Source organism: Streptomyces albicerus, from assembly GCF_008905045.1.
GTDB lineage: Bacteria > Actinomycetota > Actinomycetes > Streptomycetales > Streptomycetaceae > Streptomyces > Streptomyces albicerus.
On sequence record NZ_VWMY01000022.1, the window covers coordinates 97,704 to 112,506 of the forward strand.

The window sequence follows — 14,803 nt, forward strand, 5'->3', positions numbered from 1 at the left end:
ATGAGCGGTCTCTCCACCGTACTGATCGTCGTCGGGCTCTTCCTGCTCGGCGGCGTCTACTCCTTCGTCAAGCAGAAGATGCCGAAGAACCTCATCGTGCTGCTGTCGATCGGCGCCGGCATGTGTCTTGTGGCGGGCGTCCTGAGGCTGGAGGTGTGGAATTGAGCACCCCTTCCAAACGAGTGGTCGTCTTCGACTACGGCTTCGGGAACGTGCGGTCCGCGGAGCGTGCTCTCGCGCGCGCGGGCGCCGACGTCGAGATCACGCGTGACTTCGACAAGGCCATGAACGCGGACGGGCTGCTGGTGCCGGGAGTCGGCGCCTTCGCCGCGTGTATGCAGGGGCTGAAGGAGGCGCGCGGCAACTGGATCGTCGACCGTCGCCTCGCGGGCGGCCGCCCGGTGATGGGCATCTGCGTCGGTATGCAGATCCTGTTCGCGCGCGGCATCGAGCACGGCGTCGAGACCGAGGGCCTCGACGAGTGGCCCGGCTCGGTCGAGCCGCTGCAGGCCGACATCGTGCCGCACATGGGCTGGAACACCGTCGAGGCACCGGCGGGATCCGAGCTCTTCGCCGGCCTGGACGCGGACGCGCGCTTCTACTTCGTGCACTCGTACGCCGTCCACGACTGGTCCCTGGAGACCGCGAACCCGGCGATGCGCGCACCCCTGGTGACCTGGTCCACGCACGGCAAGCCCTTCGTGGCGGCCGTCGAGAACGGCGCGTTGTGGGCCACCCAGTTCCACCCCGAGAAGTCCGGCGACGCCGGAGCGCAGCTGCTGAACAACTGGATCGGAACCCTCTGATGACGTCGAATCCCTCTGGGAAGCTCGAACTCCTCCCCGCCGTGGACGTCCGTGACGGCCAGGCGGTCCGGCTCGTACACGGCGAGTCCGGTACGGAGACCTCGTACGGCTCTCCCCTGGAGGCGGCTCTCGCCTGGCAGCGGTCGGGCGCCGAGTGGCTGCACCTGGTGGACCTCGATGCGGCGTTCGGCACTGGCGACAACCGTGAGCTGATCGCCGAGGTCGCCAAGGCGATGGACATCAAGGTGGAGCTGTCCGGCGGCATCCGCGACGACGCCTCGCTGGCCGCCGCCCTGGCCACCGGCTGCACCCGTGTCAACCTCGGCACCGCCGCCCTGGAGACCCCGGAGTGGGTCGCCAAGGTCATCGCCGAGCACGGCGACAAGATCGCGGTCGGTCTCGACGTACGCGGCACGACCCTGCGCGGCCGCGGCTGGACCCGCGACGGCGGCGACCTCTACGAGACGCTGGAGCGCCTCAACAAGGAGGGCTGCGCGCGGTACGTGGTGACGGACATCGCCAAGGACGGCACGCTGCAGGGCCCGAACCTGGAGCTCCTGAAGAACGTCTGCGCGGCGACGGACCGCCCGGTGATCGCCTCCGGCGGCGTCTCCTCCCTGGATGACCTCCGCGCCATCGCCGAGCTCGTGCCCCTCGGTGTCGAGGGCTCGATCGTCGGGAAGGCCCTGTACGCGAAGGCGTTCACGCTGGAAGAGGCCTTGGAGGCAGTGGCGTCATGAGCGATGCCGTGCGGCGCGTGCAGAGCGGAAGTCCCTGGGAAGAGTCCTTCGGTTTCGCACGCGCCGTCGCGGCGGGCGACCGCGTCCTGGTGGCGGGCACGACGTCCTTCAAGGGCGATGTGCTGTACGGGGAGGGCGACCCGTATGAGCAGGCCAGGACGGCCTTCTCCACCGCCCTGGACGCGATAGCCGAGTTCGGGCTCGGCGTGGAGTCCGTGATCCGTACGAGGATGTACTTGACGCACGCGCGCGACGTGGACGACGTCGGCCGGGCCCACAAGGAGCTCTTCGACTCGGTGCGCCCGGTCTCGACCCTGCTGGTCGTGGAGGGCTTCGTCGACCCGCGCATCCTGGTCGAAGTGGAAATAGAAGCAATCACAGGACGTTAGAGGAGCCGGTTTCATGACCCTGGCGGTCCGAGTCATCCCCTGCCTGGACGTCGACAACGGCCGGGTCGTCAAGGGCGTCAACTTCCAGAACCTTCGCGACGCGGGCGACCCCGTCGAGATGGCCAAGGTGTACGACGCCGAGGGCGCCGACGAGCTGACGTTCCTGGACATCACCGCGTCCTCCGGCGACCGCGAGACGACGTACGACGTGGTGCGCCGCACGGCCGAGCAGGTCTTCATCCCGCTGACGGTGGGCGGCGGCGTCCGTGCGGCCGAGGACGTCGACAAGCTGCTGCGCGCAGGGGCGGACAAGGTCGGGGTCAACACGGCCGCGATCGCCCGCCCCGACCTGATCCGCGAGATCGCGGAGCGTTTCGGGCGGCAGGTGCTGGTCCTGTCGGTGGACGCGCGCCGGACGCCTGACGGGACCTTCGAGGTCACCACGCACGGCGGCCGTCGCGGCACCGGCATCGACGCCGTCGAGTGGGCGCACCGGGCGGCCGAGCTGGGCGCCGGCGAGATCCTGCTCAACTCGATGGACGCCGACGGCACCAAGGACGGCTACGACATCGAGATGATCGAGGCCGTACGCAAACACGTCACCGTCCCGGTCATCGCCTCCGGCGGCGCCGGCAGACTGTCCGACTTCCCACCGGCCGTCGCCGCGGGCGCGGACGCCGTGCTCGCCGCGTCCGTCTTCCACTTCGGAGATCTGCGGATCGGCGAGGTGAAGCAGGCGCTGCGGGAGGCGGGGCACCCCGTCAGGTGAGCTCTTTGGTGTAAGCCCCGGTCACCAGGTGGCCGGGGCTTACACATGGCCACATGCAAAAGAAAAGTTGCGCAAAATAGATTGCGCAACTTTTCTTGCGTATCTACGGTAGGGGCATGACAGGCAAGGAGAGAGACCGCCGGATCACGGACCTGGGCACGCTCAAGGCACTCGCCCACCCGCTGCGCATGCAGCTCTACAGGGCCCTGACCGTCGCGCGCGTGGCCACCGCCTCGCAGCTCGCCGAGCAGGTCGACGAGGCGGTGGCGCTGGTCAGCTACCACCTGCGCAAGCTCGCCGAGCACGGGCTGATCGAGGAGGCCGAACCGCAGAGCGGGGATGCCCGTGAGCGCTGGTGGCAGCCCTCGTCGGAAGGCCTGAGCATCAGGGACAAGGACTTCCGGGACGCGCCTGAGAAAGCGGCCGCGCACCTGGCCGCCACCAGGCTCTTCCACGAGCAGCGCGCCGCCATGTACCGCCGCTACCTCGACGAACGCCCCACCTGGGGCTCCGAGTGGAACTCCGCCGCGCCGGACAACGAGTCGCTGCTGCGGCTGACCCCCGCCGAACTGGCCGAGCTCAGCGAGGAGTTGCTCACCCTCGCCAGGAAGTACGACGAGAAGGGCCGCGCCGCCGAGGCGGCCGGTGACACCGAGGGGCGCGAGAACGTCGCGCTGCACGTGTACGGCTTCCCGTTCCGAGCCTGAGAGACCGCGGCTCGCGCCTGAGGCTCCGCAGCTCGAGAGGGCACACCCGTATGTCCACCACGCTCATACCCCCGGCCCCTGTGTCCGACAGACCCGCACACCGTGACGGCAACGTTCTGCGCTGGCTCGGCGCCTACACCGCGTCCATGGTCGGGGACAACGTCTACTACCTCGCGCTGACCTGGGCCGCCGTCCAGGCGGGCACGCCCGCGCAGGCGGGGCTCGTGGCCGCCCTCAGTGCCGTGCCACGCGCCCTGCTGATGCTCGGCGGGGGAGTGCTGGCCGACCGGTTCGGGCCCCGGAAGGTCGTCATCGCCAGTGACGCCGTACGGTGCGCGGCCGTGCTCGCGGTGGCCGCGCTGCTCTTCGCCACGACGCCCGGACTGTGGCCGCTGGCGGTGCTCGCCCTCGTCTTCGGCACGGTCGACGCCGTCTTCATGCCCGCCGTGGGCGCCCTGCCGGCCCGCATCACCGGCCACGGCCAGCTCACCCGCGTGCAGGGCATGCGCGGACTCGCCATCCGCTTCGCCAACGTCGTGGGCGCGCCGCTGGGCGGCCTCGGCGTGGCGATCGGCGGGTCGGCCGCGGCCTTCGGGTTCGCCGGACTGCTGATCGCGGTGTCCGTGCCCCTGCTGGTCTCCGTCCGGGTCGCCGAACTCCCCGGCGACGACAACGCCACCGAGCGCCGTACCGCCTGGCGCGACCTCCGCGACGGGCTGCGCTACATCCGCGGCCACCGCGTCCTCGCCCCGCTGATCGTCGCCATCGCCCTCAGCGAGCTCGGCTTCGTCGGACCGCTCAACGTGGGGCTGACCCTGCTCGCCGACGAGCGCGGCTGGGGCGCCTCCGGCATGGGCTGGGTGCTCGCCGGATTCGGCGTGGGCGCCGGCGCCGCCGCACTGCTGCTCGCCGTACGCGGGAGCCTTCCGTATGCCGGACGCGTCATGGCGGTGACCATCCTCGTCGGCTCGGTCGCGATCGGCGCGCTCGCCCATGTGCCGAACGTCGTCGCGGCCGCGGGCGTCGCCGTCCTCATCGGCCTGCTCACGGGCCTCAGCGGCGCCCTTTGCGGCGCGCTGCTGCAGACCCGGACGGACCCCGCCTACCTGGGCCGCGTCAGCTCCGTGTCCGGCATCGTCAGCCTCGGGCTCGCCCCGCTCGGCATGCCGGTGTCCGCCGCCGCGATCGGCGCGTGGGGCACCGGCCCCGTGTTCGTCGTCAGTGCGGCCGTCTGCGGTCTCGGCGGGGTGCTGGCGCTGTGCGTCCGCGACCTTCGCCGGGCGGAGCTCCCGAAGTAGCGGTCAGATTCCCAGCTGCTTCGCGTCGTGCAGCTTGGTGATTGCTTCCTTGTCGCCCTCCAGCTCGACGTCCGCCGCGTTCTGCCGCCCGTACAGGAACAGCAGCAGTTCCGAGGGTTCGCCGGTGGCCGTCACGACCGGGGTGCCCCTGTGTGCGACCGCCGTCTGGCCGTCGGGGCGGCGGAGGACCAGGCCCGTCGGGGTGCCGCGGCCCATGAGGCGGGCCGTGCGTTCGAGGCGGGACCAGAGGGCGTCCTGGAAGACCGGGTCGAGTTCGCGGGGTGTCCAGTCGGGCTGGGCGCGGCGTACGTCCTCGGTGTGGACGTAGAACTCGATCGCGTTCGACGCCTCGTCGATCTGCTTGAGGGAGAACGGCGAGAAGCGGGGCGGCCCCGTACGGATCAGCTGGATCAGCTCCTCGTACGGTTTCTCGGTGAACTCGGTCATCACCCGCTCCAGACGTGGCGCGAGCTGCTTGATCAGGATGCCCCCCGCGGCGTCGGGGCGGCGCTCGCGCACCACGACATGGGCGGCCAGATCACGGGTGTTCCAGCCCTCGCACAGGGTCGCGGCGTCCGGGCCCTCGGCTTCCAACAGATCGGCGAGGAGAAGTCGTTCACGCTTGGCATGGGTCGACATGTCAGCAAGCCTACGACCGCCGACCCGGTCCGCCCACCCGTCTCCCGGCCACCACCCCTCATCGAGGCGCTTCGCGCCGCCATTTTCCATCAGATGGACATCGGCCAGCTGTGTCCGACCGGCGCGGCACAATGGTCGGCATGACCAGCACGCCCCCGCCCAGCAGCCTCGATCCCGAGATCGCCGCGCGCCTCAGGCGCAGCGCCGACGGGCTCGTACCCGCCATCGCCCAGCAGTACGACACCGGTGAGGTGCTGATGCTCGGCTGGATGGATGACGAGGCGCTGCATCGCACGCTGACGACCGGCCGGTGCACGTACTGGTCGCGCAGCCGCCAGGAGTACTGGGTGAAGGGCGACACCTCCGGCCACTTCCAGTACGTGAAGTCCGTCGCCCTCGACTGTGACGCCGACACCGTGCTCGTCAAGGTCGACCAGATCGGCGCCGCCTGCCACACCGGCGCCCGCACCTGCTTCGACGCCGACGTGCTCCTCAAAGACGCCAAAGACGCCAAGGACGCCAAGGACGTCGATTCCGGCGTACCGGCCGTGGATCAGTAAGGTCAGCCGCCATGGACCTCGAGACCTTCCGCAAGCTGGCCACCGACCGGCGTGTCATCCCCGTCAGCCGCAAGCTCCTCGCGGACGGCGACACGCCCGTCGCGCTCTACCGCAAGCTCGCCGCCGAGCGCCCCGGCACGTTCCTCCTGGAGTCCGCGGAGAACGGCCGGTCCTGGTCCCGCTACTCCTTCGTGGGCGTCCGCTCGGCCGCCACCCTCACCGAGCACGGCGGCCAGGCGCACTGGCTGGGCACCCCGCCCGTCGGCGTCCCGGTCGACGGCGACCCGCTGGCCGCCCTGCGCGCCACCATCGAAGCCCTGCACACACCCCACGACCTCGTGTACGACCAGGGCCTGCCGCCGTTCACCGGCGGCATGGTCGGCTACCTCGGCTACGACATCGTGCGCCGCCTGGAGAAGATCGGCCCCGGTGAGCGCGACGACCTGAAGCTCCCCGAGCTCACCATGCTGCTGACCAGCGATCTGGCGGTCATGGACCACTGGGACGGCTCGGTCATGCTGATCGCCAACGCGATCAACCACAACGACCTCGACACGGGCGTCGACGAGGCCTACGCCGACGCGGTGGCCCGCCTCGACGCCATGGAGGCGGACCTCTCGCGGGCCGTCTCGCAGCCCCCGGCCGCGCTGCCGCCCTCCGAGCTCCCGGAGTACACCGCGCTGTGGGGCGGCCCCGACTACCAGGCCGCCGTCGACGACATCAAGGAGCGCATCCGGGCCGGCGAGGCCTTCCAGGTCGTCCCCTCCCAGCGCTTCGAGACGCCGTGCACGGCAAGCGCGTTGGACGTGTACCGGGTGCTGCGGGCCACCAACCCCTCCCCGTACATGTACCTCTTCCGCTTCGACGGCTTCGACGTCGTGGGCTCCTCCCCGGAGGCCCTGGTCAAGGTCGAGGACGGGCAGGCGATGGTGCACCCCATCGCGGGCACCCGGCCCCGCGGCGCCACGCTCCAGGAGGACCAGGCACTCGCCGACGAGCTGATCGCCGACCCCAAGGAGCGCGCCGAGCACCTGATGCTCGTCGACCTGGGACGCAATGACCTGGGCCGGGTCTGCGAGCCCGGTTCCGTAGAGGTCGTCGACTTCATGTCCATCGAGCGGTACTCGCACGTCATGCACATCGTGTCGACGGTGACGGGCAAGGTCTCCGAAGGCCGTACGGCCTTCGACGTACTGACCGCCTGCTTCCCCGCGGGCACCCTCTCCGGCGCCCCCAAGCCCCGCGCGATGCAGATCATCGACGAACTGGAGCCGTCCCGGCGCGGCTTGTACGGCGGCTGCGTCGGCTACCTCGACTTCGCGGGCGACTCCGACACCGCCATCGCCATCCGTACGGCCCTGCTGCGCGGCGGCACGGCGTACGTGCAGGCCGGCGCCGGAATCGTCGCCGACTCGGACCCCGTGGCCGAGGACACCGAGTGCCGCAACAAGGCGGCGGCGGTCCTCCGCGCGGTCCACACGGCGAACCGGCTCGCACGGTAGGAAGCCGAACCGACAGGGACATACGGCGAACAGTGGGACGCGGCTCACGTGAACCCCGGGTGACGGTTCGCCCGGGGTTCAGGCGATAGTGGAGTACGTGACTGCTGTACCGCACCCCCGATCCGAAGCCCCCGGACCCGCCCGGTCCGGCCGCCGAAGCCTCGCCCTCGCCCTGCTGTTCGGCGCGCTCGGCGCGGCCGTCGCGCTGCTCTCCTCGCGGCAGGGCTGGTCGGAGGGCACCGCGACGGTGGCCGGCGGCGACTTCCCGCTGAGCGCCAAGGGCGGCGACGTCACGGGCGTGCCCGCGTCGCTGGCCATAGTGGGCCTCGCCGCCCTCGTCGCCGTCTTCGCCGTCCGCCGCGCCGGCCGTTTCCTCGTCGCCGGACTCCTCGCGCTGTCCGGCGCGGGCACGATCGTCTCGGCGCTCCTCGGTGTCTCCGACAGCTCCGCGCTCGACGAGAAGGCCGCGGAGGCCTCCGGCGACACCGGCGCGACCGTGGGGGCCATGACCCACACCGCGTGGCCGTACGTGGCCGCGGCGGGTGGGCTGCTGCTCCTCCTCGCGGGACTGCTCGCCCTGCGCTATGGCCGGCTCTGGCCGGCCATGTCGGGGCGGTACGAGCGCGAGGGCGCGCCCCGGCCCCGCAGGACCCGGGCCCCCGCGGACCCGGACCGGCCCGAGGAGATCTGGAAGGCGCTGGACCGGGGCGAGGACCCCACAGGCGCGTGAGCGCTCCGCTGGGGTGCGGTACGTGGGTGGTACGTAGGCTGCCGGCCGGTGGGGGCTGGGCGCGCAGTTCCCCGCGCCCCTTATGGGGCGCGGTACCCCCGCTCCGGTCCTCGGCGCGCGTACGGGACAATGGGCGGTGAGCGTCCGGCTCACCCACGCGCACACACGCACAGAGCAACGAGGAGCAAGTCATGGCGGGCAGCAACCACGGTCACACCCCGGCCGCCTGGACCGGTGTCATCATCGCCTTCATCGGTTTCTGCGTTTCCGGTGCCTTCATGGTGATGGCCGAGCCGCTGGGCTTCTGGGCCGGTCTGGTCATCGTCGGCCTGGGCGGCGTGGTCGGCATGGTGATGAGCGCGGCGGGTCTCGGCCAGTCGAAGGGCGCCCGCCAGAACGACAAGGTGGCCTCCGCCCAGAGCTGACCCCGTACGGGATCACGGCATCACAGCGTCAAGGCATCGCGGGAGGCGGGTCCGGCTTCGAGCGCCGGGGCCGCCTCTTTCGTACGTGCGAGCTTCGTCCACGAGGGGCAGAATGCGTGGGGTGAACGCCGAAACCCAGAGGGTCACGCCGGCTCCCGGATCCGTACCGCGCGGGTCCGTAGTGCGGCGGCTCGTCGTGCCCGGCGGGATACTCGCGGCCGTCGTCGGGGCCTTCGCATACGTGGGGGCCGTCGATCCGAACGAACCCGGGCACTACCCCGTCTGTCCGCTGCTCCACTTCACGGGCCTGTACTGCCCCGGCTGCGGCGGACTGCGCAGCGCGCACGCCGTCGTGCACGGGGACCTCGCGGCGGCGTTCGGGGCCAACGCGGTCGCCGTCCTGGGGTATCTGGTGTTCGCCGTGGTGTGGACCGTCTGGGTGGTCCGCTCCGTCCAGGGGCGGCCGTTGCGCGTCGATCCGAAGCCGTCCCTGCTGTGGGGACTCGGCGCGCTGCTGCTGGTCTTCACGGTTGTCCGGAACCTGCCGTTCGGTGGCTGGCTCCACCCTTGATCAACTGGCGAATGTCCAGGTAGTGGGACCGGCGTCAACCGGATGCGAGGCCTAAGCCTTCCTCCGGATACCATCGCAGTGACCATCGGTTTCGTCTGATGCGAGACGGACCCGTCTCGACCGCAGAACCGCTTCAACTGTCCACCGCACGGAAGGGGGCCGCTCGCGTGAGTGTGCTCGACGAGATCATCGACGGAGTCCGTGCCGACCTCGCGGAGCGGCAGGCGCGCGTCAGCCTCGACGAGCTCAAGGAGCGCGCCGCGAAGGCTCCGGCTGCCAAGGACGGTGTCGCGGCCCTGCGCGGCGACGGCGTCAAGGTCATCTGCGAGGTCAAGCGCTCCAGCCCGTCCAAGGGCGCGCTCGCCGCGATCGCCGACCCCGCCGCACTCGCCGCCGACTACGAGGCGGGCGGCGCGGCCGTCATCTCCGTCCTCACCGAGCAGCGCCGCTTCGGCGGTTCGCTGGCCGACCTGGAGGCCGTGCGCGCCCGGGTCGACATCCCGGTGCTGCGCAAGGACTTCATCGTCACCTCGTACCAGCTGTGGGAGGCCCGGGCGTACGGCGCGGACCTCGCGCTGCTCATCGTCGCGGCCCTCGACCAGGCCGCCCTGGAGTCGCTCATCGAGCGCGCCGAGTCCATCGGGCTCACGCCGCTCGTCGAGGTGCACGACGAGGACGAGGTCGAGCGGGCGGTGGACGCGGGCGCGAAGATCATCGGTGTCAACGCGCGTAATCTCAAGGACCTCAAGGTCGACCGCGGCACCTTCGAGCGCGTCGCGCCCGAGATCCCGGCGCACATCGTCAAGATCGCCGAGTCCGGCGTCCGCGGACCGCACGACCTCATCGCGTACGCCAACGCCGGCGCCGACGCCGTGCTCGTGGGCGAGTCCCTGGTCACCGGCCGGGACCCGAAGACAGCCGTGTCCGACCTGGTCGCCGCCGGCGCGCACCCCGCGCTGCGGCACGGACGGGGCTGACGCTCCTGATGTACGCCGACCGTTCCCTCGCCGCCACCACCCGTCCGGGCTCCCGCCCCGACGGTGGTCCGGCGTGCGTGCGGTCGGCTGTCGCGGGGTCGGCGGGGGCTCGCGACCCGTACGCCCGCCTCGCCCGCGGCTGCCGTCCGCGCGGCTGCCGGGCGCCCGCCCGGCGCGTGCACGGCCGACGGGTGCGGTACGTCATCGGTGACGAGCCCGGCCAGGTGAACGGGATGCGATGGCGTCGGCGCGTGTCACCTGCGGTGAGCTGAGCCGCGTCTCGTGAACACCGGGTGGGTTGTCGTCGCCGGACCGTGAGTGGGTTCCGGCTGGTTCGGCACCGCCGGTCTGCGCCGTTCGGCGTGCTCGCCGTCGCGGCGGGGATGCTGTGCCGCGGCGAGACGAGACGAGCTGCTCATCGACGGTGACACGCCACTCACGTGACCCCATTCCGACCAACCCGGGGCTGTCGCCCCTGTGAGGTAACCGCATGTCCAGCGAGTTCTTCATTCCTGACCCCGAGGGTCAAGTTCCCAGCGCCGAGGGGTACTTCGGCGCGTTCGGCGGAAAGTTCATCCCGGAGGCGCTGGTCGCCGCCGTGGACGAGGTCGCCGTGGAGTACGACAAGGCGAAGTCCGATCCCGAGTTCGCCCGGGAACTGGACGACCTGCTCGTCCACTACACCGGCCGGCCCAGCTCCCTCACCGAGGTGCCGCGCTTCGCCGAACACGCCGGTGGCGCCCGTGTGTTCCTGAAGAGGGAGGACCTCAACCACACGGGGTCCCACAAGATCAACAACGTTCTCGGGCAGGCCCTGCTCACCAAGAGGATGGGCAAGACCCGCGTCATCGCCGAGACCGGCGCGGGCCAGCACGGTGTGGCCACCGCCACCGCCTGCGCGCTGTTCGGTCTCGAGTGCACCATCTACATGGGTGAGATCGACACTCGGCGGCAGGCGCTCAACGTCGCCCGGATGCGCATGCTCGGCGCCGAGGTCATCGCCGTGAAGTCCGGCAGCCGCACGCTGAAGGACGCCATCAACGAGGCCTTCCGCGACTGGGTCGCCAACGTCGAGCACACCCACTACCTCTTCGGGACAGTCGCCGGCCCGCACCCCTTCCCGGCCATGGTCCGCGACTTCCACCGCGTCATCGGCGTGGAGGCCCGGCGGCAGATCCTGGAGCGCGCCGGCCGCCTCCCCGACGCGGCCGTGGCTTGCGTCGGCGGCGGCTCGAACGCCATCGGCCTCTTCCACGCCTTCATCCCCGACGCGGGCGTCCGCCTCATCGGCTGCGAGCCGGCCGGACACGGCATCGAGACCGGCGAACACGCGGCCACGCTGACGGCGGGCGAGCCGGGCATCCTGCACGGTTCCCGCTCCTACGTCCTCCAGGACGAGGAAGGCCAGATCACCGAGCCGTACTCGATCTCGGCCGGCCTCGACTACCCGGGCATCGGCCCCGAGCACTCGTACCTCAAGGACAGCGGCCGCGGCGAGTACCGCGCGGTCACCGACGACGCGGCCATGCAGGCTCTGCGCCTGCTGTCGCAGACCGAGGGCATCATCCCGGCGATCGAGAGCGCCCACGCGCTCGCCGGCGCCCTGGAGGTCGGCAGGGAGCTGGGCCCGGACGGGCTGATCATCGTCAACCTGTCGGGCCGCGGCGACAAGGACATGGACACGGCCGCCCGCTACTTCGGCCTGTACGACAACGGCGCCGACGCCGTCGTCGAGGCGGACGCCGACAGCGACCACGCCGAGATCGAGGGGGACGCCAAGTGAGCGGCAACATCCAGCTGTTGAGCGACACCCTCGCCGGCGCGAAGGCGGAAGGCAGGTCCGCCCTGATCGCGTACCTGCCGGCCGGCTTCCCGACCGTCGACGGCGGGATCGACGCCATCAAGGCCGTCTTCGACGGCGGCGCGGACGTCGTCGAGGTGGGGCTGCCGCACAGCGACCCCGTCCTCGACGGCCCGGTCATCCAGACCGCCGACGACATCGCCCTGCGCGGCGGCGTCAAGATCGCGGACGTGATGCGCACGGTCCGCGAGGCGTACCAGGCGACCGGCAAGCCCGTGCTCGTGATGACGTACTGGAACCCGATCGACCGCTACGGCGTCGAGCGCTTCACCGCCGAGCTGGCCGAAGCGGGCGGGGCGGGCTGCATCCTGCCCGACCTCCCCGTGCAGGAGTCCGCGCTCTGGAGGGAGCACGCCGAGAAGCACGGCCTCGCGACCGTCTTCGTCGTCGCGCCCAGCAGCAAGGACGCCCGGCTCGCCGACATCACCGCGGCGGGCTCCGGCTTCGTGTACGCGGCCTCGCTGATGGGCGTCACGGGTACGCGCGAGTCGGTCGGGGCCCAGGCCCAGGACCTGGTGCGGCGCACCAAGGCCACCACCGACCTGCCGGTCTGCGTCGGACTCGGTGTCTCGAACGCCGAGCAGGCCGCCGAGGTCGCCGGCTTCGCCGACGGCGTCATCGTCGGCTCGGCCTTCGTGAAGCGGATGCTCGACGCCCCGGACGAGGCCGCGGGCCTGGACGCCGTACGCGCCCTCGCCGCCGACCTCGCGAAGGGCGTGCGCGGAACGGCGTAACCAACGCCGTTCACATGGGGGCGTAACGGACAATACGCTCACTCGAACGGGTGGACCTGGGACCGGGGAGGCGCGCTGTGCCTCCCCGGTTCGTTCTGCCGGATGTGAGCGAGAAGAACCGTGAGGGAAAGCGCACCGCCCGCGAGCGGCTGGCGGAAGAGCGAGAGAAGCAGAAGACGGCGGAGAAGCGCCGCCGGGTGCTGGTCGTGGGCGGTGCAGTCGTCTGCGTACTGGCACTGGCCGGGGTGATCGGCGTACTGGCCGCGAACTCGGGCAAGGACAAGACGGATACGGCAGGCCCGGTGACGGCACCCTCGGGGGCGAACGGCGACGACGGTCTCGCCATCCCCGTCGGCAGGGCGAGCGCCAAGTCGACCCTCACCGTGTGGGAGGACTTCCGCTGCCCGGCCTGCAAGAGCTTCGAGGACGCCTACCGCTCGACGATCCACGAGCTGACGGACGCCGGACAGCTGAAGGTCGAGTACCACCTGGCGACCCTGATCGACGGGAACATGGGCGGCAGCGGCTCACTGCACGCCGCCAACGCGGCGGCGTGCGCGCAGGACGCCGGGAAGTTCACCGCGTACCACGACGTGCTGTTCCAGAACCAGCCCCTCGAGACGGACGACGCCTTCGCGGAGAACGGCAAGCTGATCGAGCTGGCCGGCAAGGTCGACGGGCTCGGCACCGACACGTTCAAGAAGTGCGTGGAGGACGGCACGCACAACAGCTGGGTCGCCAAGTCCCACAAGGCGTTCCAGAGCGGCCGCTTCGAAGGCACGCCGACGGTGCTGCTGAACGGGAAGAACATCTACAAGGACCGGACGATGACCCCGGCCAAGCTGAAGCAGATGGTGCAGCAGGCCGACAAGGCGTGAGCCCCGTGGGCCGTCGGGTGCCGCGTTCGGTATCCCGTCGGCCCCAGTGGTCCCGCCGGTCCCGGCGGTCTCGTTATGGAGCCGTATCCCGGGCGGGTTGCCGCGCTTGCCGCCCGGCAGGGTAGCGTCGACCCTGCCATGGAATTTGCCTACATCCCCAGCCCGTCGCGCGGAGTGCTGCACCTCGGCCCCATTCCGCTGCGCGGCTACGCGTTCTGCATCATCATCGGCGTCTTCGTAGCCGTCTGGCTCGGCAACAAGCGGTGGATCGCGCGCGGGGGCCGGCCAGGCACCGTGGCGGACATCTCCGTGTGGGCCGTGCCCTTCGGTCTCGTCGGCGGGCGGCTGTACCACGTCATCACCGACTACCAGCTGTACTTCAGCGAGGGTGAGAACTGGGTCGACGCCTTCAAGATCTGGGAGGGCGGCCTCGGGATCTGGGGCGCCATCGCGTTCGGCGCGGTGGGCGCGTGGATCGGCTGCCGTCGGCGTGGCATCCCCCTTCCCGCCTGGGCCGACGCCCTCGCGCCCGGCATCGCCCTCGCGCAGGCCATCGGGCGCTGGGGGAACTGGTTCAACCAGGAGCTGTACGGGCGGGAGACCGACCTTCCCTGGGCGCTGCACATCACGTCCTCGACGGACGGCCGGGTGCCCGGCTACTACCACCCGACGTTCCTGTACGAGTCGCTGTGGTGCGTCGGTGTCGCGGTCCTCGTCATCTGGGCCGACCGCCGCTTCAAGCTCGGCCACGGCCGTGCCTTCGCCCTGTACGTCGCCGCGTACTGCGTGGGCCGCTTCTGGATCGAGTACATGCGTGTCGACGAGGCCCACCACTTCCTCGGACTGCGACTCAACGGCTGGACCTCGATCGTGGTCTTCGTCCTCGCCGTGGTCTACATGGTGGTGTCGGCCCGGCGCCGGCCGGGGCGTGAGGAAGTAGTCGAACCGGGTGTCCCTGACGGTGACGGTGTCTCCGACGGTGAGGCGGATGAGGCCGGTGACTCGGTGAAGCTGGACAAGAAGTCCGAGGAGTCCTCGGACTCCGCAGACGAGAAGGACGAGGCCGAGTCGGCCAAGAAGTCCTGACCTCGGCTTGTACGGCTGTACGTCGAAGGGGGCGCCCAAGTGGTTGGGGCGTCCCCTTCGTGTGTGCGGGTTTTGGAGCGCCCCGGAGGGGCGCGGGGAACTGCGCGACCAGCCACGACGGACCCGCAGAC

At 70.9% G+C, this 14,803-nt stretch carries 19 protein-coding genes; 18 read left to right on the top strand and 1 reads right to left on the bottom strand.

The features are described from left to right. The 7 genes from GAS53_RS55260 to GAS53_RS21235 all read left to right on the top strand — a co-directional run bounded on the left by GAS53_RS55260 (position 1) and on the right by GAS53_RS21235 (position 4,709). Positions 1-165, top strand: coding sequence for a hypothetical protein (locus GAS53_RS55260; RefSeq protein ID WP_192583212.1), 165 nt, complete (start codon positions 1-3; stop codon positions 163-165). After that, positions 156-806, top strand: a complete 651-nt coding sequence (gene hisH, locus GAS53_RS21210; RefSeq protein WP_151479225.1) for an imidazole glycerol phosphate synthase subunit HisH — start codon at positions 156-158, stop codon at positions 804-806. The genes GAS53_RS55260 and hisH overlap by 10 nt, the downstream gene beginning before the upstream one ends. Continuing rightward, positions 806-1,546, top strand: a complete 741-nt coding sequence (gene priA / locus GAS53_RS21215) for a bifunctional 1-(5-phosphoribosyl)-5-((5-phosphoribosylamino)methylideneamino)imidazole-4-carboxamide isomerase/phosphoribosylanthranilate isomerase PriA (RefSeq protein ID WP_151479226.1) — start codon at positions 806-808, stop codon at positions 1,544-1,546. Before hisH ends, priA begins: the two co-directional genes overlap by 1 nt. After that, entirely contained in the window at positions 1,543-1,935 is a 393-nt protein-coding gene (locus tag GAS53_RS21220; RefSeq protein ID WP_151479227.1) for a RidA family protein, read from the top strand. Before priA ends, GAS53_RS21220 begins: the two co-directional genes overlap by 4 nt. A gap of 13 nt (positions 1,936-1,948) precedes the next feature. Then, positions 1,949-2,704 carry an imidazole glycerol phosphate synthase subunit HisF gene (gene hisF / locus GAS53_RS21225; protein ID WP_151479228.1) on the top strand — a complete coding sequence of 252 codons (756 nt, stop codon included), beginning with the start codon at positions 1,949-1,951 and terminating at the stop codon, positions 2,702-2,704. 116 nt (positions 2,705-2,820) lie between these two features. Continuing rightward, a complete protein-coding gene (locus GAS53_RS21230; RefSeq protein ID WP_151479229.1) occupies positions 2,821-3,411 on the top strand; it encodes an ArsR/SmtB family transcription factor in 591 nt (196 codons plus the stop codon). Positions 3,412-3,461: 50 nt separating this feature from the next. Then, the gene (locus GAS53_RS21235; protein WP_151479230.1) at positions 3,462-4,709 is read left to right on the top strand and encodes an MFS transporter; all 1,248 of its coding nucleotides are present in this window, start codon (positions 3,462-3,464) and stop codon (positions 4,707-4,709) included. Between the two features lie 3 nt (positions 4,710-4,712). Here GAS53_RS21235 and GAS53_RS21240 read toward each other — a convergent pair whose 3' ends face one another. Then, positions 4,713-5,348, bottom strand: a complete 636-nt coding sequence (locus GAS53_RS21240; protein WP_151479231.1) for a TIGR03085 family metal-binding protein — start codon at positions 5,346-5,348, stop codon at positions 4,713-4,715. A gap of 140 nt (positions 5,349-5,488) precedes the next feature. Here GAS53_RS21240 and hisI point away from each other — a divergent pair, with 140 nt between their 5' ends. The 11 genes from hisI (at position 5,489) to lgt (ending at position 14,672) form a co-directional block, all read left to right on the top strand. Continuing rightward, positions 5,489-5,908, top strand: a complete 420-nt coding sequence (gene hisI, locus GAS53_RS21245; protein ID WP_151479232.1) for a phosphoribosyl-AMP cyclohydrolase — start codon at positions 5,489-5,491, stop codon at positions 5,906-5,908. Positions 5,909-5,919: 11 nt separating this feature from the next. Continuing rightward, a complete protein-coding gene (locus tag GAS53_RS21250; RefSeq protein ID WP_151479233.1) occupies positions 5,920-7,410 on the top strand; it encodes an anthranilate synthase component I in 1,491 nt (496 codons plus the stop codon). 88 nt (positions 7,411-7,498) lie between these two features. Further along, on the top strand, positions 7,499-8,140 hold the full coding sequence (locus GAS53_RS21255) for a TIGR02234 family membrane protein (RefSeq protein ID WP_192583213.1): 642 nt from the start codon (positions 7,499-7,501) through the stop codon (positions 8,138-8,140). A 191-nt stretch (positions 8,141-8,331) separates the two neighbouring features. Next, positions 8,332-8,565, top strand: coding sequence for an HGxxPAAW family protein (locus GAS53_RS21260; protein ID WP_151479235.1), 234 nt, complete (start codon positions 8,332-8,334; stop codon positions 8,563-8,565). A gap of 112 nt (positions 8,566-8,677) precedes the next feature. Further along, positions 8,678-9,136, top strand: a complete 459-nt coding sequence (locus GAS53_RS21265) for a DUF2752 domain-containing protein (RefSeq protein WP_151479236.1) — start codon at positions 8,678-8,680, stop codon at positions 9,134-9,136. A gap of 167 nt (positions 9,137-9,303) precedes the next feature. Then, a complete protein-coding gene (trpC, locus tag GAS53_RS21270) occupies positions 9,304-10,113 on the top strand; it encodes an indole-3-glycerol phosphate synthase TrpC (protein ID WP_151479237.1) in 810 nt (269 codons plus the stop codon). A gap of 8 nt (positions 10,114-10,121) precedes the next feature. After that, a complete protein-coding gene (gene trpM / locus GAS53_RS56400) occupies positions 10,122-10,385 on the top strand; it encodes a tryptophan biosynthesis modulator TrpM (protein ID WP_225859015.1) in 264 nt (87 codons plus the stop codon). Positions 10,386-10,603: 218 nt separating this feature from the next. After that, entirely contained in the window at positions 10,604-11,896 is a 1,293-nt protein-coding gene (trpB, locus tag GAS53_RS21280; protein ID WP_151479238.1) for a tryptophan synthase subunit beta, read from the top strand. Further along, positions 11,893-12,708, top strand: a complete 816-nt coding sequence (trpA, locus tag GAS53_RS21285) for a tryptophan synthase subunit alpha (protein WP_151479239.1) — start codon at positions 11,893-11,895, stop codon at positions 12,706-12,708. Before trpB ends, trpA begins: the two co-directional genes overlap by 4 nt. Positions 12,709-12,812: 104 nt before the next feature. Then, on the top strand, positions 12,813-13,586 hold the full coding sequence (locus GAS53_RS21290) for a DsbA family protein (RefSeq protein ID WP_192583214.1): 774 nt from the start codon (positions 12,813-12,815) through the stop codon (positions 13,584-13,586). Between the two features lie 138 nt (positions 13,587-13,724). Further along, the gene (gene lgt, locus GAS53_RS21295) at positions 13,725-14,672 is read left to right on the top strand and encodes a prolipoprotein diacylglyceryl transferase (RefSeq protein WP_151479241.1); all 948 of its coding nucleotides are present in this window, start codon (positions 13,725-13,727) and stop codon (positions 14,670-14,672) included. The last annotated feature ends 131 nt before the right edge of the window (positions 14,673-14,803 follow it).